General features: G+C 72.1%; 21 protein-coding genes. 9 read left to right on the top strand and 12 right to left on the bottom strand.

Features of this window, described 5'->3' with window-relative positions:
- Position 1 precedes the first annotated feature (1 nt).
- A complete protein-coding gene (locus tag ACWCO8_RS02510; protein ID WP_451030552.1) occupies positions 2 to 2,329 on the bottom strand; it encodes a protein kinase domain-containing protein in 2,328 nt (775 codons plus the stop codon).
- A 209-nt stretch (positions 2,330 to 2,538) separates the two neighbouring features.
- Here ACWCO8_RS02510 and ACWCO8_RS02505 point away from each other — a divergent pair, with 209 nt between their 5' ends.
- Positions 2,539 to 3,792: an NAD(P)/FAD-dependent oxidoreductase gene (locus tag ACWCO8_RS02505; protein ID WP_451030551.1), complete on the top strand. Its 1,254-nt coding sequence runs from the start codon at positions 2,539 to 2,541 to the stop codon at positions 3,790 to 3,792.
- A gap of 58 nt (positions 3,793 to 3,850) precedes the next feature.
- Positions 3,851 to 4,204 carry a hypothetical protein gene (locus ACWCO8_RS02500; RefSeq protein ID WP_451030550.1) on the top strand — a complete coding sequence of 118 codons (354 nt, stop codon included), beginning with the start codon at positions 3,851 to 3,853 and terminating at the stop codon, positions 4,202 to 4,204.
- On the opposite strand, the gene ACWCO8_RS02495 is transcribed toward ACWCO8_RS02500, so the two are convergent.
- A complete protein-coding gene (locus ACWCO8_RS02495; RefSeq protein WP_451030549.1) occupies positions 4,193 to 4,861 on the bottom strand; it encodes an endonuclease in 669 nt (222 codons plus the stop codon). The genes ACWCO8_RS02500 and ACWCO8_RS02495 overlap by 12 nt on opposite strands.
- A gap of 213 nt (positions 4,862 to 5,074) precedes the next feature.
- On the opposite strand from ACWCO8_RS02495, the gene ACWCO8_RS02490 reads away from it, so the two are divergent.
- Both ACWCO8_RS02490 and ACWCO8_RS02485 read left to right on the top strand, forming a co-directional pair.
- Positions 5,075 to 5,497, top strand: coding sequence for a hypothetical protein (locus ACWCO8_RS02490; protein ID WP_451030548.1), 423 nt, complete (start codon positions 5,075 to 5,077; stop codon positions 5,495 to 5,497).
- Between the two features lie 178 nt (positions 5,498 to 5,675).
- Entirely contained in the window at positions 5,676 to 6,095 is a 420-nt protein-coding gene (locus tag ACWCO8_RS02485; protein ID WP_451030547.1) for a TOBE domain-containing protein, read from the top strand.
- Between the two features lie 14 nt (positions 6,096 to 6,109).
- Here ACWCO8_RS02485 and ACWCO8_RS02480 read toward each other — a convergent pair whose 3' ends face one another.
- From ACWCO8_RS02480 to ACWCO8_RS02470, 3 genes are all read right to left on the bottom strand, one after another.
- Positions 6,110 to 8,056, bottom strand: coding sequence for an ABC transporter permease (locus ACWCO8_RS02480; RefSeq protein WP_451030546.1), 1,947 nt, complete (start codon positions 8,054 to 8,056; stop codon positions 6,110 to 6,112).
- Positions 8,057 to 8,145: 89 nt separating this feature from the next.
- The gene (modA, locus tag ACWCO8_RS02475) at positions 8,146 to 8,961 is read right to left on the bottom strand and encodes a molybdate ABC transporter substrate-binding protein (RefSeq protein WP_451030545.1); all 816 of its coding nucleotides are present in this window, start codon (positions 8,959 to 8,961) and stop codon (positions 8,146 to 8,148) included.
- A gap of 75 nt (positions 8,962 to 9,036) precedes the next feature.
- Complete coding sequence (locus ACWCO8_RS02470) at positions 9,037 to 9,429, bottom strand: TOBE domain-containing protein (RefSeq protein WP_451030544.1); 393 nt, start codon at positions 9,427 to 9,429, stop codon at positions 9,037 to 9,039.
- Between the two features lie 256 nt (positions 9,430 to 9,685).
- On the opposite strand from ACWCO8_RS02470, the gene ACWCO8_RS02465 reads away from it, so the two are divergent.
- Positions 9,686 to 11,233 (top strand): PucR family transcriptional regulator, encoded by a 1,548-nt coding sequence (locus ACWCO8_RS02465; RefSeq protein WP_451030543.1) that lies wholly within the window; start codon positions 9,686 to 9,688, stop codon positions 11,231 to 11,233.
- A 16-nt stretch (positions 11,234 to 11,249) separates the two neighbouring features.
- Here ACWCO8_RS02465 and ACWCO8_RS02460 read toward each other — a convergent pair whose 3' ends face one another.
- The 4 genes from ACWCO8_RS02460 to ACWCO8_RS02445 form a co-directional block, all read right to left on the bottom strand.
- Positions 11,250 to 11,648: a TOBE domain-containing protein gene (locus tag ACWCO8_RS02460; protein ID WP_451030542.1), complete on the bottom strand. Its 399-nt coding sequence runs from the start codon at positions 11,646 to 11,648 to the stop codon at positions 11,250 to 11,252.
- Between the two features lie 9 nt (positions 11,649 to 11,657).
- Positions 11,658 to 12,563 carry an oxygenase MpaB family protein gene (locus ACWCO8_RS02455; RefSeq protein WP_451030541.1) on the bottom strand — a complete coding sequence of 302 codons (906 nt, stop codon included), beginning with the start codon at positions 12,561 to 12,563 and terminating at the stop codon, positions 11,658 to 11,660.
- Between the two features lie 78 nt (positions 12,564 to 12,641).
- Positions 12,642 to 13,151 (bottom strand): cupin domain-containing protein, encoded by a 510-nt coding sequence (locus ACWCO8_RS02450; RefSeq protein ID WP_451030540.1) that lies wholly within the window; start codon positions 13,149 to 13,151, stop codon positions 12,642 to 12,644.
- 121 nt (positions 13,152 to 13,272) lie between these two features.
- Complete coding sequence (locus ACWCO8_RS02445; protein ID WP_451030539.1) at positions 13,273 to 14,265, bottom strand: helix-turn-helix transcriptional regulator; 993 nt, start codon at positions 14,263 to 14,265, stop codon at positions 13,273 to 13,275.
- A 143-nt stretch (positions 14,266 to 14,408) separates the two neighbouring features.
- Between ACWCO8_RS02445 and ACWCO8_RS02440 the strand changes: the two genes are divergently transcribed.
- From ACWCO8_RS02440 to ACWCO8_RS02430, 3 genes are all read left to right on the top strand, one after another.
- Positions 14,409 to 14,810: a RidA family protein gene (locus ACWCO8_RS02440; protein ID WP_451030538.1), complete on the top strand. Its 402-nt coding sequence runs from the start codon at positions 14,409 to 14,411 to the stop codon at positions 14,808 to 14,810.
- Between the two features lie 261 nt (positions 14,811 to 15,071).
- On the top strand, positions 15,072 to 16,853 hold the full coding sequence (locus ACWCO8_RS02435; protein WP_451030537.1) for a lysyl oxidase family protein: 1,782 nt from the start codon (positions 15,072 to 15,074) through the stop codon (positions 16,851 to 16,853).
- 105 nt (positions 16,854 to 16,958) lie between these two features.
- A complete protein-coding gene (locus ACWCO8_RS02430; RefSeq protein WP_451030536.1) occupies positions 16,959 to 18,050 on the top strand; it encodes a hypothetical protein in 1,092 nt (363 codons plus the stop codon).
- A 146-nt stretch (positions 18,051 to 18,196) separates the two neighbouring features.
- On the opposite strand, the gene ACWCO8_RS02425 is transcribed toward ACWCO8_RS02430, so the two are convergent.
- Entirely contained in the window at positions 18,197 to 19,420 is a 1,224-nt protein-coding gene (locus tag ACWCO8_RS02425) for an MFS transporter (RefSeq protein ID WP_451030535.1), read from the bottom strand.
- A gap of 132 nt (positions 19,421 to 19,552) precedes the next feature.
- On the opposite strand from ACWCO8_RS02425, the gene ACWCO8_RS02420 reads away from it, so the two are divergent.
- Positions 19,553 to 20,101 carry a MarR family winged helix-turn-helix transcriptional regulator gene (locus tag ACWCO8_RS02420; RefSeq protein WP_451030534.1) on the top strand — a complete coding sequence of 183 codons (549 nt, stop codon included), beginning with the start codon at positions 19,553 to 19,555 and terminating at the stop codon, positions 20,099 to 20,101.
- On the opposite strand, the gene ACWCO8_RS02415 is transcribed toward ACWCO8_RS02420, so the two are convergent.
- Positions 20,094 to 21,038, bottom strand: coding sequence for a nitrilase-related carbon-nitrogen hydrolase (locus ACWCO8_RS02415; protein WP_451030533.1), 945 nt, complete (start codon positions 21,036 to 21,038; stop codon positions 20,094 to 20,096). The genes ACWCO8_RS02420 and ACWCO8_RS02415 overlap by 8 nt on opposite strands.
- 128 nt (positions 21,039 to 21,166) lie before the next feature.
- Positions 21,167 to 22,111 (bottom strand): carbon-nitrogen hydrolase, encoded by a 945-nt coding sequence (locus ACWCO8_RS02410; protein ID WP_451030532.1) that lies wholly within the window; start codon positions 22,109 to 22,111, stop codon positions 21,167 to 21,169.
- Between the last annotated feature and the right edge of the window lie 79 nt (positions 22,112 to 22,190).

Below are 22,190 nucleotides of genomic sequence, written 5' to 3'. Positions count from 1 at the left end.
TCTAGGCCCGGGTGGGTTCGACGGCGGACCAGCCCTTCGTGGTCGGGGTGAAGACCACTCCGCCCACGACCAGGAAGCCGGCCGGGCCGTCCGGGCCGGTGGGGACGCCACCGCGCGGGACGGTGAACCGGCCGGTCTTCTTACGGGAGACCAGGTCGATCACCACGCCCGAGGTCGTGCAGCGTACGTACGCGAGCCCCTCGGTCACCACCACCGCGTTCGCCGCCTCAGCACGCTTCAGTCCGGGGCACTCCTCCGCCAGCGGCACCCGCCACACGGCCTCGCCGGACTTCTGGTCGAGCTCGACGAAGGCCGGTTCGCCCTTCGGCGAGGCCGCCAGGAGGTACACCTTGGCCCCGGCCGAGGCCGGTCCGGACAGGGTCGTACCGGCGTACCGGAGGTCCGTGGTCCGCCGCCAGGCGGGATCACCGCGCAGCACACCCGTCCCGTCCTCCTTGGCACACAGGAAGACGGTCGCCCCGTCCGCGGACCCGGTGTCGGACTCGCCCTCGGCAGGGCCCGGGCCCTCGTCCTGGGCCAGCGTCAGTCCGCGCGGCGCGCACGTCCCGGGCAGCGCGAACCGGGTGCCGTCCTCGGGAGTCCCGAACGGCAGCTCCTTCCCGGTCGACGCGTCGAGGGCGGTCACGGAGCTGTGGGCCAATGTGCCGGTGCTCTGCGACCGCCCCTGTACGTACACCCGGTCCGCCGCGACCCGCAGCACCGGGTGGCCGTCCTCGGAGCCGTACACCGTCCGCTGCCACAGGACCTTGCCGTACCGGGTCTCCAGCGCGGTGACCGTGCCCGACGCGTCGACCGCGAACACCCGGCTGCCGTCCGCGTCCAGGACCGGTCGCCCCAGCCGTTTCTTGGTGGGGAACTGCCAGCGGGGAGCGCCGTCGGAGAGGTCGTGGGCGGTGAACCCGCCCCTGCCGAGCACGATCACCGTGTGGCTTCCGGCGACGGCTCCGGGAGCCACCAGCGGGCTCTGCCCGTCGACGACGTCCTCCAGGAGCTGCCCCCACAGCGGCTCGCCGGTCGCCGCGTCGAACCGGCTGAGGGTGTCGTCCGAACCGGCCTCGGGGCCGGGCGCCGTGCACACCAGCGAGGAGTCCGCGTACACGCAGGCCCCCATGTCGTTCCCGCCGTTCCAGGCCCGCCAGCCGGCGGGGCGCCGGGCGGGCGAGTCCGCGTACGCCCGGTTGCCGGCCGGGCTGCCGCCGTCGGTCGCCACGTACGGGGGGAGCGTCCCGTTGGCGGCGGGTTGCGCGGGCGGGCGCGTCGCGCCCTGGGACGGGGGCTTGGCGTCGTCCCGCGGACCGCCGTCCGGCTGGAAGTACCGTACGTAGACCCCGCCGCCGGCCAGCAGTGACGCCACGAGCGCGAGGGCGAGGAGGGAGCGCCGGCGGAACCGCGGCCGCCGCACGGCTACCGCGCCCGCGCTCGCGTTCGCGCCGGAGGCGATGTCTCTGACCGGCCCGGTCGGGGGTCCGCCGGCGTCTCCGGTCGGCGGACCCCCGGCGTCCTCGGTCGGTGGCCCGTCCGAGGGCGATCCCGTCTCCTCGGCCTTCCCCTCGCGTACGGGAGACTCCCAGCCGACCGCCGGGATCGCCGCAAGCGCGGCCAGCAGCTCGTCCGGTCCCGGTCGGTCGGCCGCCTCCTTGGCCAGGCAGGCTGCGAGCACGGCCCGGAGCGGATCGGTCAGCGCGCCGATCTCCGGCGGTTCCGACACCACGCGGTAGGCGGTCATGTAATGCGAGTCCGCGTCGAAGGGCCCCCGTCCGGTCGCCGCGAAGACCACCACGGAGCCCAGCGAGAACACGTCCGAGGAAGCCTGCACCCGTGCCGGGGCCGACAGTTGCTCGGGTGACATGTACGGCGGCGTGCCCAGGATCTGGCCGGTCGAGGTCAGCGTCTTCTGCCCGGCCGCCCGCGAGATCCCGAAGTCGATGACCCGCGGCCCGTCGTCCGTGAGGAGCACGTTGTCCGGCTTCAGATCGCGGTGGATGACCCCGGTGGTGTGCAGCTCGCGCAGCGCCTCCACCAGACCGAGCGCGAGACCCCGCAACTCCTCCCCGCGCAGCGGCCCGTCCGCCTTCACGCGCGCGCCCAGCGTCTGCCCCTGCACGAGCTGGGTGGCCATCCAGGGCCGCTCCGCGTCCGGGTCGGCGTCCACCACGGCGGCGGTGAAGGCCCCGCTCACCCGCCGGGCGGCCGCCACCTCCTGCCGGAACCGGGTACGGAACTCGGGGTCGTCGGCGAACTGCTGGTGCACCAGCTTGACCGCGACGAGCCGGCCCGAAGCGGCCCGCCCCGAGTACACCGTCCCCATCCCGCCGGATCCGAGCCTGGCGATCAGGGCATACCCACCGATCGCCCGCGGATCCCCGTCCCGCAGTGTCATCTCCTGCCTCGCCCCCGTGTACGCACCGTCAGCGGCACACTATCTCGCACTACCATTCGGCTTGCGCCTGACAGCAGTTGTACTGGACGACCACTCCTGTGAACGGCTCATCACACCCCGAGGGGGAGATCAGCGCAATGACCAAGCCTGAGAGCGCGGGGGACGACTACGACGTCGTCATCGGCGGAGCCGGCCTCGCCGGCAGCGCGGCGGCGGTCCTGCTCGCCCGACGAGGCGCCCGCGTCGCCCTGCTGGAACGCCGCTCGGATCCCGAGGCGTACAAGGTGCTGTGCACCCACTCCATCTCGGCCAACGCCTACCCGGTCCTCGAGGAGATCGGCCTCGTCCCCGCCCTGGAGAAGGCGGGCGCGCTCCACAACGACGCACGCTGGTACACCCGTTGGGGCTGGATCGAGCCGAGGCCCGCACCCGGGGGCCCGGAGCTGCCGTACGCGTACAACATCCGGCGCAGCGTCCTCGATCCGTTGATCAGGTCCCAGGCGGCGCAGACTCCCGGCGTCGATCTGCTCCTCGGCCATCGAGTGGCCGGCCTGGTCACGGAAGCCGGGCGGACGGTGGGGGTGCGGGCCTCGACACCGCAGGGCGAGCGGGAGATACGGGCCCGCCTGGTGGTCGGCGCCGACGGCAAGGACTCGGCCGTGGCGAAGTACGCCGGGGTGGCCACACGGCAGTACGAGAACGCCCGGTTCGCCTACCTCGCGCACTACCGGGACCTTCCGCTGCGCGACGGGATCGGGCACGTCTGGTTCCTGGAGCCCGACATGGCGTACGCGTTCCCGAACGACGACGGGATCACGGTCCTCGCCGTGGTCCCGGACAAGAAGCGGCTGCCGGGCTTCCGGGAGGACCTGGAGGGCAGCTTCAACGCTTTCATCCGCGGCCTGCCCGAGGCGCCGCCCATCGACTCCGCCGAGCGCGTCTCGAAGATCATCGGCCTGGTCGACTACCCCCTGCACAGCCGCAAGCCGACGGCGCCGGGCCTCGCGCTCATCGGCGACGCCGCGCTGACCGGCGATCCGCTGTGGGGAGTGGGGTGCGCGTGGGCCCTCGAGACCGCGCAATGGCTGACGGAAGCGGTCGGCCCGGCCCTGACCGGTCAGGGCGACCTCGACAAGTCCCTCGCGCTGTACGCCCGCAAGCACCGGCGCAGGCTGTCCCCGCACCAGAACCTGGCCGTCGACTTCGCCAAGTCCAGGCCGTTCAACCCCGTGGAACGGCTGATGTTCTCGGCGGCGGCGCGCGACGCGTCCATGGCCCGGCACATGCACCGGTTCGCGTCCCGTCTGATCGGCCCGCTGCGGTTCCTGAACCCCGTGGCGGTGGCCAAGGCGTCGGCCGTCAACTACCGGCACCGCAGGGCGACCACGTAGCCGCGGGACACGGCTGAGGAGACGGCCGAGGAGACGGCGCCGGTACGATCATGCGCTGGTGAGCCGAGAGGTCCGCGGCTCGCCGTTCCGCCTGCTCAGGAGTCCCGTCGTGCCCGTCATGCTGCCGGTCCTCGCGCTTGTCGCGCTGGCCCTTCTCGTCTTCAACACGGTCCAGTCCGTCCGGGTGTGGCGGATCGGTGAACTGCCGTTGTGGCGCAGGGCGTTGCCTGCGGTGCTGCTGTGCTGCGCGCTGGTGGCGAACGTCGCCCGGGTCTGGGACGGCGGCGCCGTCTCCCGCGCCTTCGTCCTGGCGCTGAGCATGTCCGCCCCGGTCCTCGCCATGTTCGAACTCGACCGCCACCGCAAGCTGACGGCGGCGCGGGAGACCGAGCCGTCCGGGTCAGCGGTCTGAGGATGTTCTACGGGACGACGGGGAACTCCGGGACGACCTGGACGTCTTCGACGACAGACTGACGCGTACGAGGGCGGCCGCGAGGCGGGCCAGATCCTCTGGGGGCACGTGCCGCGCGAGGCCCGCCGGGGTGTGCGGGAGCCCGAGTTCGGCGGCGGTCGCGCGGGAGCGCGCGTCGAAGTACGGGCGCAACTCCGGCCACACGGCCTGGGCTTCGCGGCAGAAGATGTCCGCGCCCACAGGACCGATCCGGGGCACCTCCCGCAGCAGCCCGCGCAGCCGCTCGGTGTCACTTGCGGCCTCCTCGTGGAGCCTTCGCAGGTCGCCGTGGAAGCGGTCGAGCACCAGCCGCGCGCCCTCACCGAGCGCGGTCGCCGTGCTCTCGTCGTACCGCACGTAGTGGGCCCGCCCGAGGGCGTCAACGCGCTCCTGCCAGGTGGCGTCCGCCATCGCCTGCGGCGTCCGCAGCCCCTCCGCGAACAGCTCCCTGGCGGCCGCCGTGGCCGTCGCGGCCTTGATCCGGATCGAGCACAGGACCGTGAGGACGAGGAGCTGGTAGAGCGGGGCCGGCGTGTCACGGAGAGTGATCCCGGCTTCGTCGGCGTAGGTCCGTCCGTGCTCGCGCAGCAGCCCTTCGACCGTCCGGGCGGACTCCATCGGACGCTCCTTCCGGCTGATGGCAGCAGGCTCGCTGAGCCTCTGCCCGGCCGCGCGACCACCATGCGCGGCACGTCGCGTGGCCCCCTGTACACGCGGCGTGACCGCGCTCAAGGCGTACCGTGGATTCCACTGGAGTGAACGCGACGGGCGTCCGTGGCGAGAGGTCGTGAGTCCGAGATGGCGGTCTTCCAATTGATGGATGTGGCCTTGGTGTCGGACGAGTTCGGCCGGGTCACCGTGGACCTGAGCCTGCCGGAGCAGGACGTCGTCGAGCTGCCGGAGGGGACGGTCGTCGGCGTCGCGCTGACCTTCCGTACCGGCGAGGAGGTCGACGGACTGACGTTCGTGGAGGAGCGGTCGTACGAGGGGAGGACGATCGCCACCGCCCGTAACGTACTCGGCGGGTTCCGGGCCGGAGGGCCGTACGAGGTCCAGCTGCCGGCCGAGCGGCTGCCCGTCGGGCGGGGCTGCGGGACGTACGACGTGACGGGCCGGTTCGTGGACGCCGAGGGCCGCGAACTCGCCCACGAGAGTCACCGCTTCCGTATCGTCCACCGGCGCCCCACCGACGCCCTGAGAGAGCGCCGCCGCCACCACCGGTCCGCGACCGCGACCCGCCCGGGACCCACCTGAACTCCCGTGTCATCAAGATCAAGCGGGACATTCCTGGAAACGCGAGCTCATCGCGTCCGTTCGGCTGGTGGATGCGATGTCCTTCGCGGCGAGCGATCTTCTCGCGGGTAGCGTCGGTCTCAGTGCAGGTCACAGAAGTGACGACTGCTGGATCCCGGCTATGTGAGGCGTGTGCTCCATGACCCTGTCCATTCGTAACCAGCTCCCCGGCACCGTCACAGCGGTCACCCTGGGTGAGGCCATGGCGTCCGTGAAGGTACGCCTGGACGGCGGCCAGGAGATCACCGCCGCCATCACCGCCGACGCCGCCAAGGACCTCGGCCTGGCCGAGGGCTCCTCGGTCAAGGCCCTGGTGAAGTCCACCGAGGTCGCCCTCGCGACCGGCCCCGTCACGGGCATCTCCATCCGCAACCAGCTCGCCGGCTCCGTCACCGAGGTGGCGACGGGCGGCGCCATGGGCTCGGTGAAGGTCTCCGTCCAGGGCGGCGAGCTGACCGCCGCCATCACCAAGGACGCCGTCGAGGACCTCGGCCTGAACGCCGGTACCTCCGTCGTCGCCCTGATCAAGTCGACGGAGATCTCCCTCTCGGCTGCCTGATCTCCAGTCGGAGATCAGAGCGGAACGACCGTCGGCTCCGTCGCCTTGACGCTGGTCCAGACGGACACGCCGTCGCCGAGGCCGAGTTCGGCGGCCGACTGCGGGGTGATCTCGGCGACGAGGTCGGGCGCCCCCTCGGAAGTGATGAGGACCCGCAGTCGGCTGCCGCTGGTGGTGATCTCGCGTACGGTGCCGGGCCAGACGTTACGGGGGCTTCCGGCGGGCTTCTCGCGGTGGACGGAGACCGCTTCGGGCGCGACGATCGCGAGCGCCGGGGTGCCCGGCGGCGGCGGGTCGGTGGCCACAAGGACACCGCCCCCGTCGAGGGCGAGGCCCTCCGGGGTCGCCGTACCCGGCCAGGCGTTGCGGCCGAGCATGCGGGCCACCCAGGGGGAGCGCGGGTGGCGGGTGACCTCGGCCGGGGAGTCGTCCTGGAGGGCGCGTCCGTCGTCGAGGACGAGGACGCGGTCGGCGAGGGAGACGGCCTCGACGGGGTCGTGGGTGACGATCAGGCAGACGCCGCCGAAGCCCGCGAGGTGGGTGCGCAGGGTGTGCCGTACGTGGGCGCGGGTGGTCTGGTCGAGCGCGGCGAGCGGTTCGTCCAGGACCAGGAGCCGGGGCCTGGCCGCGAGGGCACGGGCCAGGGCGACGCGCTGGGCCTGGCCGCCGGACAGCTGGCCGGGGCGGCGGTGCGAGAGATGGCCGACCCCGAGCCGGTCGAGCCACGCCTGCGCCTCGCGCCGGGCCTCGCCCCGGGAGACGCCCTGGGCGCGCAGGCCGAAGGCGGTGTTGGCGAGGGCCGTCAGATGCGGGAAGAGCGCGCCGTCCTGGGGGACCCAGGCGACGTGGCGGCGGTGCGGCGGCAGGGCGGTGACGTCGGTGTCGCCGAGGGTGAGGTCGGCGTGCGCGCGGGGCGTGAGGCCGAGGAGGGCGCGGAGCAGGGTGGTCTTCCCGGCGCCGTTCGGGCCGACGACGGCGATGGTGGTGCCCGCTTCGGCGTCGAGGGTGAGGTGCGTGAAGCCGGTGAGTTCGGCGTGCAGGGTCCAGCGTTCAGCGGGCTGTCCGGCAACGGGCTCCGCCTCGGCCGCTGGGACAGGTCCCGCCTCCGCTTCGGCTTCCGCGTCCACCGGGGGAGCGGGACGCCGCTCCCGGTCGGTCGGGGTGCCGGTCCACCGCCCGCGCAGGGCGATGAGCACGCCCATGGCGATGGCGAGGAGGAGCAGGGAGACGGAGGTGGCTGCTTCCGGTTCGTCCTGGAGCAGCAGGTAGACCTGGAGGGGCAGGGTCTGGGTGGTGCCGGGCAGGTTGCCGGCGAAGGTGATGGTGGCGCCGAACTCGCCGAGCGCCCGCGCCCAGGTGAGGGCCGCGCCGGCGATGACCCCGGGGGCCACCATCGGCAGGGTGACGGTGAAGAAGACGCGTACCGGCGAGGCGCCGAGGGAGGCCGCCGTCTCCTCGTAACGGGGCCGCAGCCCGCCGAGGGCGCCCTCCAGGCTGATGACGAGGAACGGCATCGCGACGAAGGTGGCCGCGAGGACGGCGCCTGAGGTGTGGAAGGGCAGCGTGATGCCGAAGGTGTTCTCCAGCCACGGCCCGAGGAGTCCGCGCCGGCCGAAGGCGAGGAGCAGGGCCACACCGCCGACGGTGGGCGGCAGGACCATCGGCAGCAGGACGAGCGAGCGGACGAGCGCCTTGCCGGGGAACGGGACCCGGGCGAGCAGCCAGGCGAGCGGCACGCCGAGCAGCAGCGAGAGCCCGAGCGCCCAGAAGGAGACGACGAGCGACAGCTTGAGCGCCTCGACGGTGCCCGGCGAGGACAGGTGGTCGGCGAGCTCGCCCCACTCGGTCCGTACGAGGATCCCGAGCAGCGGGAGCGTCAGGAAGGCCACGGCAAGCAACGCGGGCAGCGCCAGCGTCAGTGGGGGACGTGCGCCGGGCGTACGCGCGCCTGCTCGTTTCATCGATGACCCCGCAGTGAGAAGACATGAGGAGGGGCTGTCCGTCCCCCCGGATACGGACAGCCCCTCACGATATGAGCGATCCCGGTCCGTTACGGCTTCTGGAAGCCGGCGTCCTGAAGGATCTTCTGGCCCTCGGGCGAGGACAGCCACGCGACGAAGGCGGCGGCCGCCTCGGCGTTCTTGGAGTCCTTGAGCGTGGCGGCCGGGTACTGCGCGATGGCGTTCTGCGCGTCGGGGATCTCGACGGCGTCGACCTTGTCCTCGGCGCTCGCGGCGTCGGTCTTGTAGACGAGACCGGCGTCGGCCTCGCCCAGCTCGACCTTGCTGAGCACGGCGCGGACGTTGGGCTCCTGGGAGACCGGCTTGACCGTGATCTTCTGGGCGTCGAGGACCTGCTTGCTGTACTTGCCCGCCGGGACCTCGGGCGCGGCGAGAACGACCTTGAGCTTGGTGTCCGCGAGGTCCTTCAGGTCGTCGACCTTGTGCGGGTTGCCCTCGCCGGTGGCGATGACGAGCCGGTTCTTGGCGATGATCGCCGGGGTGCCGGTGTCGGCCTTGACCTTGTCCATGCTCTTGGTGTCGGCGGTGACCAGGACGTCGGCGGGCGAGCCCTGCGAGACCTGGGCGACGAGCTCCTGCGAGCCGGCGAAGGAGAACGTCACCTTGGTGCCCGGGTTGGCCTTCTCGTACGCGGCGCCGGCCGTCTTGAACACGTTGGTCAGCGAAGCCGCGGCGAGCACGGTCAGGTTGGCCTTGGGCGCGGCACTCGCGGAGCCGGAGGCGGTGGAGCCGCCGGTGTCCTTCTTGGTGTCGTCGTTGCCGCACGCGGCGAGCGGGACGAGCAGGGCCGCGGTGAGGGCGGCAGCGGCGGCACGTCGTCTGGTGAGGGTGAGGGTGAAGGACATGAGGGTCGTAACTCCTTGGGGACGAACGGAAGATGCGGCGGGGGCCGGTCGCGCCGACGGCCGGGGTGGGTGCGTTCAGGTGCGGTCGATGTGCACGCTGGTCGACTTCACGCGGGCGGTGGCCTGCATGCCGACTTCCAGTCCGAGTTCCTCCACGGCCTCGCGGGTGAGGAGGGAGACCAGCCGGTGCGGGCCGGCCTGGATGGTGACCTGGGCCGCGATGTCGCCGAGCTTGATTCCGGTGACGATGCCCGGGAAGGCGTTCCGGGCGGAGGTGTAGGACGCGTCGTCCTCGCCCCCGCCCTGGGCGATCTCCGTCGAGAACGAGGCGAGTGACTTGCCGTCGATGACGCGCCGCCCGCTCTCGTCGCGATGCGTCGCGACCCTGCCCGCATCCGCCCAGCGCCGCGCGGTGTCGGGGCTCACGCCCAGAAGCCGTGCGGCCTGCCCGATGGTGTAGGACTGCATGTGCGACACCGTAGGGCGATCCGGCTCTCATCTGCAACAAACTCGTGTGACTCTCCATCGCGGATGAGAGTGGGCTTGGAGAAAGGTACGGGGAGGGAGGGGTGGCGTCTCACCCCTCGGACGGGAGAGGCCTGGCCCTTCGGCACATTCGAGAGGTGTTTCGTCACTTTGACTTCGCACTTACGATGACGGAACCCTCATCCGCTTGGTGAATGTGAGGTGCGGCCTCGTCCGCGAGTACGACAAGGAGTCCCGTATGCAGGTCGATCACCTTCTCCGTCTCGACCGTCTCGACCTCTCCCTCGTCTGGGGCGAAGAGGCCCTGCTCGGCCAGGAGATCGGCGGCGTCACGGCGACCGACCTCGAGGACCCGGCCCGGTTCCTGCAGCCGGGCGAGATCGTCCTCAGTGGCCTCGTGTGGTGGGCCCGCGAGGGCGATCCGGTCAAGACCGACCGGTTCGTGTCCGCCCTGCGCGAGGCGGGCGCGGTGGCCCTGCTCGCGGGGGAGGAGACGCACGGCGAGGTGCCGGCCGAACTGGCGGACGCCTGCCGGAAGCACCGCGTCGCGCTGCTCGCGGTGCCCGCGCACACCAGCTTCCGGGCCATCACCGAGGCCGTCTACCTCCGCCAGTGGGGCGAGCTCAGCCGCCGCCCCACGGACCACTACGCGCTCCCCGAGAACGTACGCGTCGACCTCGAACGCGCCCTGGAACGCGGCGCGTCGACGGCCGAACTCCTCGACCTGTCCTTCGCCCACCTCGGCACGCCCGACTGCCACCTGCTCACCGGCAGCGGGCGTACGGTCGCCCGGACCGCGACCGCGCCCGAACTCCCCGCCCGGCGCGCGGCGGAGGCGCTGCGCGGCCGGCTCGGTACGACCGTACGGATCGAGGCCGACGACAGCGTCTTCGACACCTGGTACCTGCACCTGCCGGAGGACGGCCAGGTGCCGCCCCGGATCCTGCACGAGATCGGCGACCTGGTCGGCCGCCACCGCCGACGCCAGGACCTGCGGGCGGCGCCCGGCCGGCAGGCCCACGAGGAGCTGGTGACCCGGGTGGGCGCGGCGTACGGGGAGGTGAACGCCCTTGAGGAGGCGCTCCGTTCGTGCGGCATCGCCGGCGCCGCCGCGTACACCGTGGTGGTCGCGGCCTCGGACAACCCGGACGAGCGGGGCGACGCCGCCGCGGCCCTCGCGGAGGGCCTGAAGCACCAGCGTACGGTCGCCTTCGCCGTCGCCGGACGGGTGGAGGGCGAGGCCGTCGCGGTCCTCGCACACGAGCCGGACCCGGGCGGGGAGGTACCCGCACGGCTCGGCGAGGTGTGGCCGCTGCTCCACGCCTGCCGCCCCGGGGCCGCCCTGCACGCCGGGGTCAGCGACCCCGTCCCGGGCCCCGCCGAACTCCCCAGCGCCCTCGCCCAGGCCCGCTACGCCCTCGCGGCCGCCCGCTCGGCGACATCGGAGGCTTCCGCTGGCGCGGCGGCGGCGCGGGTGGCGCGCCCTGCGGACCTCGCCGACCTCAGGACGCTGCTCGCGGGCGTCCCCGTCGACGTACGGGCGGCGTACCTGGACACCGTCCTCGGCCCGCTGCTGGACGCCGGCAAGGGCTCGAACGCGACGCTCCTGGAGACCCTGGAGGTCTTCCTGGCACACAACTGCTCCTGGGCGAGGACCGCGGAAGCCCTGCACCTCCACGTCAACACGGTCCACTACCGCGTCGAGCGCATCGAGGCCCTCACCGGCCGCGACCTGTCCCGCCTCGACCACAAGCTCGACCTGCGGGCGGCCCTGCTCTGCCGCTGACCGAAAGGGATGGCGGTCAGGGAAGGTCGATGTGCACGCTGGTCGACTTCACCCGCGCGGTGACCGTGACGCCGACCTCCAGGGCCAGCTCCTCGACGGCCTCGCGCGTCACGAGGGACACCAGCCGGTGCGGCCCGGACTGCACCTCGACCTGCGCGGCCACGTCGTCGACGCGTACGGCGGTCACGATCCCCACGAACGAGTTCCGTACGGAGGTCGGGACGTCGTCCTCCGGTACGGCGTGCAGCCCGGCGCCGCGCTCTCCCGCGAACCGGGCCAGCGCGACCCCGTCGATCGTGCGCTTGCCGGACCCGTCGCGCTCCATGCCGAGCCTGCCGCCGTCCGCCCACCGGCGAACGGTCTCCGAACTCACTCCGAGCAGCTGCGCGGCCTGCCCAATGCTGTACGACGGCACACCCGCACTCTAGGTCACCCCCGCCGCGGACGGCGCTCCGGCGGCCGGTGGCAGGGGCGGGGGCGGGATCGCCCACCGGACCAGGGCGATGATCGCGCGCCCGCCGAGCGGGGCGACGGGCAGCATGAGGCGGACGGAGAGCGGCGGGTCGAGCGCGGCCCTGACCCACCGCGGCAGGAGCGCGACGGCCGCGGCCGCCAGGAAGGCGTACGGGAGCCGTGCGGGGCGGGGGATCGGCGGGTGCGCCAGCAGGAAGCGCGCCGTCGCGCGGGACTCCGGGGTGCCGCGCAGCTCGGGCCGGTAGGCGGCGAGGCGGGCGGTCAGTTCGGCCATCGTCTCGGGCGGGTCGGTCACGCCGAGCCGGCGCGCGACGAGCGCCATGTCGGCGACGTAGCCGTCCTGTTCGGCCGTACCGAGCGGGCGGCGGCCGTAGCGCTGGTGGGCCCGCAGAAAGCAGGACGCCTCGGCGATGTGCACCCACGTGAGGAGGTGCGGATCGGACGCGCGGTACGGCACCCCCTCGGACGTCCGCCCGACGACCCGCGCGTGCACCTCCCGTACCCTGCCCACCGCGGCCTCGGCGTCGTCGCTGGTGCCGAACGTCGTCACGGCCAGGAAGGTGCTGGTGCGCTGCAGCCGCCCCCAGGGGTCTCCCTGGAAGCCGGAGTGCGCGGAGACCGCGGCCATGGCGACCGGGTGGAGGGACTGGAGCAACAGGGCCGCGAGCCCCCCGACGTACATCGACGCGTCGGAGTGCACCCGGCGCACAGGCCGGTCCGGGCCGAACCATCGAGGCCCCGGCGTGCCGTGGATACGGGCGCGCTTCTGGTGCGCCGCCGGGCCCGCGACCCGCTGCAACAGGGCCTCACCGGCTCGTTCCCGCAGTCCTTGGGCGAGCAGTGACGGCGATTGCACACGTCCAGTATGTCCGGGGTGCCGCGCACCCGCAGGTGGTCGCCGTCCCGACCGGACACCCGACGCGGCTCGCCCGGGCTACCGCCCGGTCTTGGTGGGCACCAGGTCGAAGTGGTCGTCCTGGTACTGGAAGAGGAGGCAGTCCTCTCCCTTCTCGCATCCGCTCAGGTGCGGCTTGTCCGCGGGGAGCTTGTAGTAGGAGCCGGCCGGGTACTGGACGCGCTTCCCGTCGATGTCCGCGTAGAAGGTGCCCTTCAGGACGACGGTCGGCAGGTCTTGGGTGTGGATGTGCATCGGGTTGTCCTTCCCGGCGGGGAAGCGCACGAACGCCTCGTAGCTGCCGCTCCCCGCGAGGTCTCCGCGTACGTTCGCGTACTTCACGCCGCCCGACTCCGGCAGCTCCTCCCAGGGGAGGCTGGGCGAGGGGAAGGAGAGGAACGCGGACGTCTTCTTGCTCTCCTGGGCACTTTTGGCCTGGGACGTGGCGTTGGCCTTGGCTTCGGCGTCGCCGGCCGAGCAGGCTGCCAGCAAGGCGACCGAAGTCATGGCGGCCACAACCGCGGTGAGGGTCCTTGCCTTGGCACGCATGGCTGTCTCCCAACACTTCAGGGGTCTCCGGGCGAGTCCCCGTACGGCCTCCATCGTCAGTCGCGGGGCTGCCGGGCCGCCATGACGAATCCCCTGCAGATCCGGACATGCGAGGCGCGCGTCAGTGCCCAGCGTCTTCGGAGGACACGCCGTATCGGTCGGCGATGGCGGTGGCGCGCTCGCGCAGGGAATCGCGCAACCACTGCGGCCCCAAGGCCTCCGCGTACGTGCCGAGTTGCCACACCGCCCATTCGGCGTGACGCGGGTCTTGGAAGGTGACCTCGAGTCGTAGCCACTCGCTTGCCGCGTCTGCTTCCTCGCCGAGGACGGCGAGCGCGGTGCCCACCAGGTCGTCCCTCCGGGACGGGTGTATCCGTACCAGCACGGTGACTTGGTCGCCGCCGGTCCTGAACTGCCTGCTGCGTTCCTGCCAGGCCCGGTCCAGGTCGACCCGGTCCGGTCGCTGGGCCGGTTCTTCGAGTTCCTCGGCGGCCAGGATGCGGGACAGCCGGTAGGTGCGGTCCGCGCCGGAGCGCGTGGCGAGCAAGTAGCCCTGGTCGCGCACGGTGACCAGGCCGATCGGGTCCACCGTGCGCCACTTCGCGGGCTGGTCCACGGCCGCGTAGTGGATGCGCAGCTTGTGTCCGGCGAACACCGCGCTCCGCACCTCGGCCGCGATGCTGTCGGGGACCTCCTCGGCGACCAGCCGGCGCGAGAGGAGGTCGGTCTCCGGGTCGATGAGCAGCCGCTGAGCCGCGCCTGCGGCGGTGGCCCGATAGCCGGCGGGCAGCGCGTCGACCACCTTCAGCATGGCCGAGGCGAGCGCCGATCCGAGGCCGAACACCTGGGCGCCGCGCCGCGATCCGGCGACCAACAGGGCGAGCGCCTCGTCGTGGTTCAGTCCCGTGAGCTCGGTACGGAAGCCGGGCAGCAGCTCGAAACCGCCGTGCCGACCGCGTTCGGCGTAGACCGGGACACCGGCGGCGGACAGCGCGTCGATGTCGCGCAGCACAGTCCGGGTGGACACCTCCAGCTCGCGGGCCAGGGTGGCCGCGGACAACCGACCGTGCTGCCGCAGCAACAGCACCAGCGAGACCAACCGATCGGCGCGCACGGCGAAAACGCTACCGGATACACGACAGACGGTGTCGTGATTGCTTGCGAGGCTCTCCCCACAAAGCAAAGCGAAGCAATCCAACGCACCACACCACACCACACAGCCCAACCGCCCCCTCACACACACGAGGTGACACCCGCATGGCACACGCCTTCGTCAACCCCGACGGCCTGCACGACCCGGTCCCGTTCGGCTACAGCCACACCGCCACCGTCCCCGCCGGTACGGAACTGGTGCTTGTCGCGGGCCAGTACGGATCCGGCCCCGACGGCGCGGTCGTCTCGACCGACTTCGCCGAGCAGGTGAAGCGGACGTTCCACAACATCGGCGTCGCCCTCGCCGCCCATGGCCTCGACCTCAGCCATGTCGTCCAGCTCCGGACGTACGTCGTGAACCACGACGTCAGCAAGCTCGGCCCGATCGCCGGGGCCGTACAGGAGGTCTGGAGCAAGAATCCGCCCACGCAGACCCTCATCGGCGTCGCGAGCCTGGCCACGCCCGACGTGCTCTTCGAGGTCGAGGCCCTGGCCGCCCGCCCCTGACGCGGCGCACCGCCTCGTAGGCGAGCGCGGGCGCGGCTCGCCTACGCGGCCGTGTCGGGCGGCACTATTCGGCCAACATCCCGACCATTTCGACCCCCCGGACAACCCGGCATCCCTCCGCCTCCTCTCTCCCCACGGGCGCAGCGAGTGCCTCTCACCGCGCCGGCCGGACCGTACGGACCGCGAGTCCGTCCCTGTCCCGCTCGGCCGGGTGGCCCGCTGTCCGCTTCCTTCTCACAGCATCCGGAGGACGAGGGAACGATGACCACCAAGCGCACCACCCGGCTGCGGCGTCCGCTGCTCGCCGGTACCACGGCCGTCGCCGCCATGGCGGTGACGGCCGGCTTCATGGCCGCCACGCCGGATCAGGCGAAGGCCGCGACGGGGCCCAAGCTGAGTCTGATCGCCGCGACCGAATCGGTCACGCTCACCTCGTGGAAGGAGGAGCCGGGCGTCTTTCTGGACCTGGGCACCTACCTGACCGCGGAGGGGACTCCGCTGGAGTTCAAGGTGACCCGGAAGTCCTACAAGGACCCGGTGACCATCACCCAGACCGTGTTCAACGGCGGCAAGGCGACGTCCAAGACGCTGCCCCTGGGCACCGTGAAGGACTTCTCCGGGCTGCCCGGCTTCGCGGAGATCACCCTCACCGACAAGGCGGGCAAGAAGGTCGTCACCCGGACGGAGAGCTTCTGTCCGAACAACGCCAGCGGACGGGTCCGGGCCGACGCGCCCGCCACCTCGAAGTATCCGGAGAGCTGCCCCACCAACCCCTTCACCCTCGGTTCCGTGTGGGGCGTCGAGAAGGGGTGGGCGTCCAACACCTACGCCGGCTCCTACACCCAGCCGGTGAAGCTCGCCGCCGGTACGTACACGGCCAAGGTCGGGGTCGCCAAGAAGTACCGCGACCTCTTCGGCATCGCCGACAAGCCCGCGACGGTGAAGGTCACCGTCGAGGAGCGCAGTTGGGAGGAGGGCCGCGGCGGCGCGGCCGCCCGCTCGGCCGCCGCCGGCGAGCACGCCGGACACGGCGCCGGTCACCAGGCCCCGGCCCAGGCCCCGGCCCCGTCCGCACACGCCGGGCACGGGGCGGGTCACGCCCCGACGCCGGCCCAGGCCGGCGCGCCGGAGACCAGCGGCGCGGGCGTCTCGTACAACGTGGGCCACGGCCCGCTGAAGGCCGCGCCGCCGGCCCTGCCCTGGGCGCTGAAGAAGCAGCAGCAGGCCGCGCGCGCGGACATGCGGCTGCAGACGGGCGACACCGCCGGGCAGACCGACGGATCGCGCAAGGCGCCCGCCCTCAAGCCGATGTCCCAGCGGCCCACCGGCAAGGCCTCCGTCCCGGCGGACGTCCCCAAGCCGGACCTGCGCTCGCTGCCGGCCTACGGCATCGTCATCAGCGACGGCGCCGAGGACATCCCCGGCAAGGACTACCTGGCCTTCAGCGCCAACGTGTGGAACGCCGGTCCGGCCCAGCTCGTCGTGGACGGCTTCCGGTCGCCCGGCAAGGCCACGATGGACGCGTACCAGTACTTCTACGACGCCCAGGGCAAGCAGGTCGGCTACACCCCGACAGGCACCATGGAGTGGGACCCGCGTCCGGGCCATGTGCACTGGCACTTCACCGACTTCGCCAGCTACCGGCTCCTGAAGGCGGACCAGAAGGAAGCGGTACGCAGCGGCAAGGAGGCCTTCTGCCTGGCCAACACCGACGCGGTCGACTACACGGTTAAGAACGCCAACTGGCACCCGTACAACACCGATCTGTCCACCGCCTGCGGCCAGGAGAACTCCATCTCCGTCCGCGAGGTCCTGGACGTCGGCTCCGGTGACACGTACACCCAGGACCTGCCGGGCCAGTCGTTCGACATCACGGACATCCCCAACGGCACGTACTACATCCAGGTGCTCGCCAACCCGGCGAAGCGCCTGAAGGAGACCAACCTCGACAACAACAGCGCCCTCCGGAAGATCGTCCTCGGCGGCACCCCCGGCAAGCGCACCGTGACGGTCCCCGCGCACGACCTCGTGAACGCGAACTGACCGTGGAGCGGGTGGCGCGGCAACCGCCGTCGCCACCCGCTCTCTTCGCCCGCGGCTTCGCGCGACCGGACAACAATCGGACCGGTTCCTGGCACGCTTGCGGACGTGAGCTACGTCGTAACGGTGGATGCGCGGGTACCCGACGGTGCGGAGGAGTTGGACGCACTCCAACAGGTCGGCACTTCAACGCTGTTGGAGCGCGGGTTCGACTCCGTGGAGGCGATCGAGGGACCCGACGGAATCGAGATCGACGTCCTGGAGACGATCGTCGCCGTCCACGCGCGCGGGGCGATCCTCAAGGTCTTCGTCCATGCGCTCTCCTTGGAGATCGCCGAGCATGCCGTCGGCTCGGTCGCCGAGGACGTCCTGGAACGCTCGGAGCTCCTCGCCGACTGGGTGGTGGAGAGCAGCGAGGTCAAACTCCACATCGACCTGACCCGCGAGAGCCTGGAGGCCGCCGACGGCCCGAACGCGCCGTCCAGCGACCTGGAGACCCGCCGCGCCCAGCACAAGGCGAGCGCGGCCGCGACGACGAGCACACCTGCGCACCCGGCGAACGCACCGGCGGGCGGCGGCATGACGGACCCGGACGTCGACCACGAGCCCCAGATCCGCGCACTGGCCCCGCGCCTGGCCTCCCTCGCCGCCGCGTCCTTCGACGGCATCGCCCCGGAGACGGCCGAACTGGCCGCCGGGGCCCTGGTGTACGCCACGGAACTCCTCGTCGACGAGCTGTACGACGACGTCCAGACCCTTGCCGAGGAGGAGACCAATGTCGCCGAGTGCGACAGCGAACTGTGGCACCTGGGCGAGCTCCCGCCCCGCTACGCCCTCGAATACGACGAACTCTTCGCCCGCCGCTTCCTGGTGACCACGATCGCCCTGACCACCCGCTTCACCGACGGCAGCTTCCTGCACCTCGGCTGCCTGGCGGAGGCAGTGGCTCTCAAACTCCTCCTGGGCCACGCGGAGGCCACCCTCGACCTGTACGGCCTCCTGGACGACGCCACCACGGACGCCCTGGACGCCTTCGCCTCCTGGGCGTACGAGGACACGGACTTTGAGTGGCTCTACCAAGACTCGAACGACGACATCACGCCACTGACCCTCGGCGGCTGGTTCGCTCCGCTCGACGACGGCCGGTACGTCCACCCGTACGCCACCGACGAGGACGAGCAGCAGCCGGACTGTCAGTAGCGGCCGCTGGCGTGCGGCGCCTGGTTCGCCTTCGCGGTCTGGGAGGAAGCCGTACGCCAGGCCGACCTCGAAGAGGCGGCCCGGCGCATGCGACACAGTCGGCTCCAACTCGGCCCGAACCGCGCCTGAAGGGTCTGAAGGGTCCTTCACGTCAGGACGAGGAGGGTGGCGAGGGCGGGGCCGAGGGCTCCGCCCAGTTGGTAGCAGAGGACGAAGAGGCCGATCGCGGCCGGTCGTTGGGGGGCCGGGGCGGGCTGGGCGGCGTGGACGGACAGGGTGGCGTTGCTGCCGGTGGCGACGAAGACGGCGGCCGCCGCGGCGAGGAGCAGCGCGGGCCCCCACGACGTGAACGCGGCGGTGAGGGGTGCGGCCGTGCCGAGGGTGATCAGGACGGTGAGGACCTTCCGGTGGCCCAGGCGCGCGGCCGACGCGGCGAGGAGCCACGAGAGCGCGGAGCCGGTCAGGAGCGCGACCAGCTGTCCTGTACCGACGGCCTCGGTGCTCCAGTCCGTGTGCCGCCGCGCCAGCTCGGGCAGGGCGAACAGCAGGATGAAGTAGGAGGTGGAGAACGCGAACGCGAGCAGGGAGGAGCTGACGAACGCACGGGAGCGCAGCACGGCGGCGGGAACGAAGCCGTCCGGGTGGCGCCGGACATGCACGGTCAGCGGGACGACCACCGCCGCGGCGACCAGTGCGCCCGTGAGCGGGGCCATGGGAATCAGTACCAGTGCCGACGCCAGGGCCGTGACGAGCCCGGCCCCGACCGCGTCGAACGGCGTGGTGTGCGGGGTGGGTTGCGAGCCGGTACGGGGGATGTGGCGCCAGACGGCGGGGACCGCCAGGAGGGCCAGGGCGGACACGGCCAGCGAGGCGCGCCAGTCCGCCAGGGCCGCGAGGGCGGAGCCGAGAAGCGGGCCGACCGCGCCCAGGACCCCGAACCCCGCGGTGATCGCCCCCATCCTGCGCGTCGAGCCGGCGAGGTTCATCGCCACGGCGACCAGCCCCGCACCGCCCGCCGCCTGAGCCGCTCTGCCCACGAGCGTCAGAGCAAACCACGGCGAGACCGCGACGAGCGCGGTGCCGGCGAGCGCGGCGACCGTGCCCGTGACGAGAGCCGCGCGCAGGCCACGGTGGCGTACGAGCGCCGCGAACAGGGGTGTTCCCACGGTCATGGACCAGGCGAAGACGGTGACCAGCCACGTGGCCCCGGCCGTGGAGACGCCCAGGGAACGGGCCATGTCGGGAAGGATCAGGACCGGTGCGTTGGCTCCGGTGGCGATGGGCGCGGCGAGGAGCGCCAGCCAGAGCGCGGACGGCCGGCGGGACACCGCTGGAGCGGTGGAAGGGACGGCGGAGACTGCTGCGGACACGAGAACCCCCGAATGCATCCGTTCAAGGTTGATTATTTCAACGTTGAGATAAAAGCAGGGCGACTCGTTCAGCGTCAAGTGATTCAACGTTGAGATAATCTCTGGGGCAGTGACGCGAGGAGGGGACGGACCATGAGCGGAGCCGACATCGGGGACGGCCACGGGGATGGCGACGCGGCCGATGCCGTCGACGGCATCATCGGGCAGTGGACGCGGGAGCGCCCCGACCTGGCCGAGGCGCTGTGGCCCGTCGAGGTGCTCGGCCGGCTCCAGCGTCTCGGTGTCGCGCTGGAGAAGGAGTTCCGCGCGTTCGCGGCCGAACGCCAGCTGGAACTCGGCGAGTTCGACGTCCTGACCACCCTTCAGCGCTCGGGCCCGCCGTACGAGCTGACCGCCGGCGCCTTCCGCAAGGCGGCCATGGTCACCTCCGGTGCGATCACGAACCGCATCGACCGGATGGAGGCCAAAGGCCTGGTCGAACGGGTCCGCGACACCGCCGACCGCCGCTCGGTGAAGATCCGCCTCACCGAGCGGGGCCACGAGATCACCCGGGCCTACATGGCCGACCACCTCGCCAACGAGGCCCGCATGCTCGCCTTCTTCGACCGGGAGGAGTGCGAGGACCTTGCGCACAAACTGCGCCGCCTCCTGATCTCCCTCGGCGACACCTCCATCACCTAGGCGGGGTGACGGGGTCGGTGAGCGCGCCGTACAGCTCGGGCCGGCGGGTGCGCATGAGGCCGAACTCGAGCCAGTCCCGGCGCTGGTCGAGGTCGAGGTCGGCGACGAGGACGGCCGGAGTGTCGCGCGGGGCGCGCAGCATGATCCGGCCGTACGGGTCGGAGATGAAGGAGGAGCCGTAGAAGGTGGAACGGCCCTCGGTCCCGACCCGGTTGGGGACGATCATGAACAGGGCGTTGGTGAGGCCGTTGGCGCTGATCGCCTGCTCCCACATGGGCCGGGTGTCGAAGGCGGGCAGGTCCACCTCGGAGCCGATCGCTGTGGGGTGGACGAGGATCTCCGCCCCGGCCAGGGAGTAGGCGCGGGCCAGCTCGGGGAACCACTCGTCCCAACAGGTCGGGAAGCCGAACCGGGCGCCGGCGTGCTCGACGACCGGGAACCCGCTGTCGCCGGGCCGGAAGCACAGGTCCTCGCGGTAGCCGGGGAAGGCGGGGATGTGGTTCTTACGGGTCCGGGCGATGAGCCGGCCGTCGGAGTCGACGCAGACGGCGGTGTTGTAGCCGAGGCCCCCGTCCTCCGCGCGCTCGTAGAGCGAAGCGTGGACGGTGATGCCGAGCCGGGTCGCCAGCTCGGCCGCGAGCGCCACGGTGGGCCCGGTCTCCACGTCCTCCAGGTAGCGGTCCGCGCCGTCGGCCATCGGATCGTCCGTGTTGCAGAAGTACGGGCTCCGGGTGAGCTCGGGCAGGCACACGACCTTCGCGCCCTGCGCCGCCGCCAACTCCACGCCCTCGCGGAGCCTGGCGTCGTGCTCGCGCTCGTCGGCGTACCAGCGCATCTGCACAAGGCCGACGCGCAAGGGTTCGCGTTCGGCGGGCCGGGTGCGCCCGGGGGAGCCGAGGGGGGAGCCGGAGGAGGTGAGCAGCTGGTAGGAGATCATGGGATTCCCTTTCTGGCTGAAATTTCAGTCAGCTTCGATGGTGTGAAAAAGGCCCTGCTCCGCCCGGTGGAAGGTAGGGCGTGGGGGGCGGTGCAGGGCTGAGGCTGTCGGTGCGGTTCGTGTGGCCGTCAGGGGGTCGCGGTCAGCGGGGCGTAGGCGTCGGGGCGGCGGGTGGTGAGGAACGGGAAGAGTTCCAGCCAGTCGCGGCGGGCGTCGAGGTCGAGGTCGGCGACGAGGACGGCGGGTTCGTCGCGAGGTGCCTGGGCGAGGACCCGGCCGTACGGGTCGACGATGAAGGAACTGCCGTAGAAGACCAGGCCGTTCTCGGCGCCGATGCGGTTGGGAACGACCATGAAGGTGGCGTTGGCGACGGCGTTGCCGGTGATGACCTTCTGCCAGAGCGGCTGGGTGTCGAAGCCGGGGTGGCCCGGCTCGGAGCCGATGGCGGTCGGGTAGACGAGGATGTCGGCGCCGGCCAGGGAGTAGGCGCGGGCCAGCTCGGGGAACCACTGGTCCCAGCAGGTCGGCAGGCCGAAGTGCGCCTCGTCGACCTTCACCAGCGGGAACGCGTCGTCACCGGCGGGGCCCTGCCGGAACCACTGGTCCTCGTAGTAGCCCTCGGTGACCGGGATGTGCGTCTTGCGGGTCCGCTGGGCGAGCGTGCCGTCCGGGGCCACGAGGATCGCGGTGTTGTAGCCGAGGCCGTCGTCCTCGCCGCCGGGCGCCGGCGCCCGCTCGTAGAGCGAGGCGTGCACGTAGACGCCGTGCTCGCGGGCGGCCTCGGCGGCGAAGGTGAAGGTCGGGCCGGTCAGGAGGTCCTCGGGCGCGGCCGGCGCCGGGTGATCGGCCTTCCGTGCGACCGCGAAGTACGGCGAGAGCGTCAGCTCCTGGAGGCACACCACGCGCGCGCCCTCCTCCGCCGCGAGCCGGATGCCCTCGAGGAGGGCGGCGCGGTGCTCGACCGGATCCCGGTGCCAGCGCTGCTGGACGGCGGCGACGCGGAGCGGGGCGCGGTCGGCGGGGCGGGTCCTGGAGGGGGAGGCGGGCGGGTTGTAGGCGGCGATCAGACGCATGGCGACATTCCAGACGGGTGCGGGGGAGGGCGGCACGGTGCGAGACCGCACTCACGGACCTTGCCGGAACGTTCCGGCA

It is taken from the genome of Streptomyces sp. NPDC001927 (assembly GCF_053594455.1).
Note: the sequence above shows the minus strand (reverse complement) of the source record. Positions and strands in the feature narration are given on the sequence as shown.

What these genes read in the sequence shown, in the direction of transcription:
- ACWCO8_RS02510 (WP_451030552.1), bottom strand. Translation starts at nt 2,329, where the DNA reads ATGGGGACGGTGTACTCGGGGCGGGCCGCTTCGGGCCGGCTCGTCGCG.
- ACWCO8_RS02465 (WP_451030543.1), top strand. Translation starts at nt 9,686, where the DNA reads ATGCAGGTCGATCACCTTCTCCGTCTCGACCGTCTCGACCTCTCCCTC.
- ACWCO8_RS02415 (WP_451030533.1), bottom strand. Translation starts at nt 21,038, where the DNA reads ATGATCTCCTACCAGCTGCTCACCTCCTCCGGCTCCCCCCTCGGCTCC.
- ACWCO8_RS02470 (WP_451030544.1), bottom strand. Translation starts at nt 9,429, where the DNA reads ATGCAGTCCTACACCATCGGGCAGGCCGCACGGCTTCTGGGCGTGAGC.
- ACWCO8_RS02450 (WP_451030540.1), bottom strand. Translation starts at nt 13,151, where the DNA reads ATGCGTGCCAAGGCAAGGACCCTCACCGCGGTTGTGGCCGCCATGACT.
- ACWCO8_RS02485 (WP_451030547.1), top strand. Translation starts at nt 5,676, where the DNA reads ATGACCCTGTCCATTCGTAACCAGCTCCCCGGCACCGTCACAGCGGTC.
- ACWCO8_RS02410 (WP_451030532.1), bottom strand. Translation starts at nt 22,111, where the DNA reads ATGCGTCTGATCGCCGCCTACAACCCGCCCGCCTCCCCCTCCAGGACC.
- ACWCO8_RS02480 (WP_451030546.1), bottom strand. Translation starts at nt 8,056, where the DNA reads ATGAAACGAGCAGGCGCGCGTACGCCCGGCGCACGTCCCCCACTGACG.
- ACWCO8_RS02495 (WP_451030549.1), bottom strand. Translation starts at nt 4,861, where the DNA reads ATGGAGTCCGCCCGGACGGTCGAAGGGCTGCTGCGCGAGCACGGACGG.
- ACWCO8_RS02505 (WP_451030551.1), top strand. Translation starts at nt 2,539, where the DNA reads ATGACCAAGCCTGAGAGCGCGGGGGACGACTACGACGTCGTCATCGGC.
- ACWCO8_RS02435 (WP_451030537.1), top strand. Translation starts at nt 15,072, where the DNA reads ATGACCACCAAGCGCACCACCCGGCTGCGGCGTCCGCTGCTCGCCGGT.
- ACWCO8_RS02440 (WP_451030538.1), top strand. Translation starts at nt 14,409, where the DNA reads ATGGCACACGCCTTCGTCAACCCCGACGGCCTGCACGACCCGGTCCCG.
- modA (WP_451030545.1), bottom strand. Translation starts at nt 8,961, where the DNA reads ATGTCCTTCACCCTCACCCTCACCAGACGACGTGCCGCCGCTGCCGCC.
- ACWCO8_RS02420 (WP_451030534.1), top strand. Translation starts at nt 19,553, where the DNA reads ATGAGCGGAGCCGACATCGGGGACGGCCACGGGGATGGCGACGCGGCC.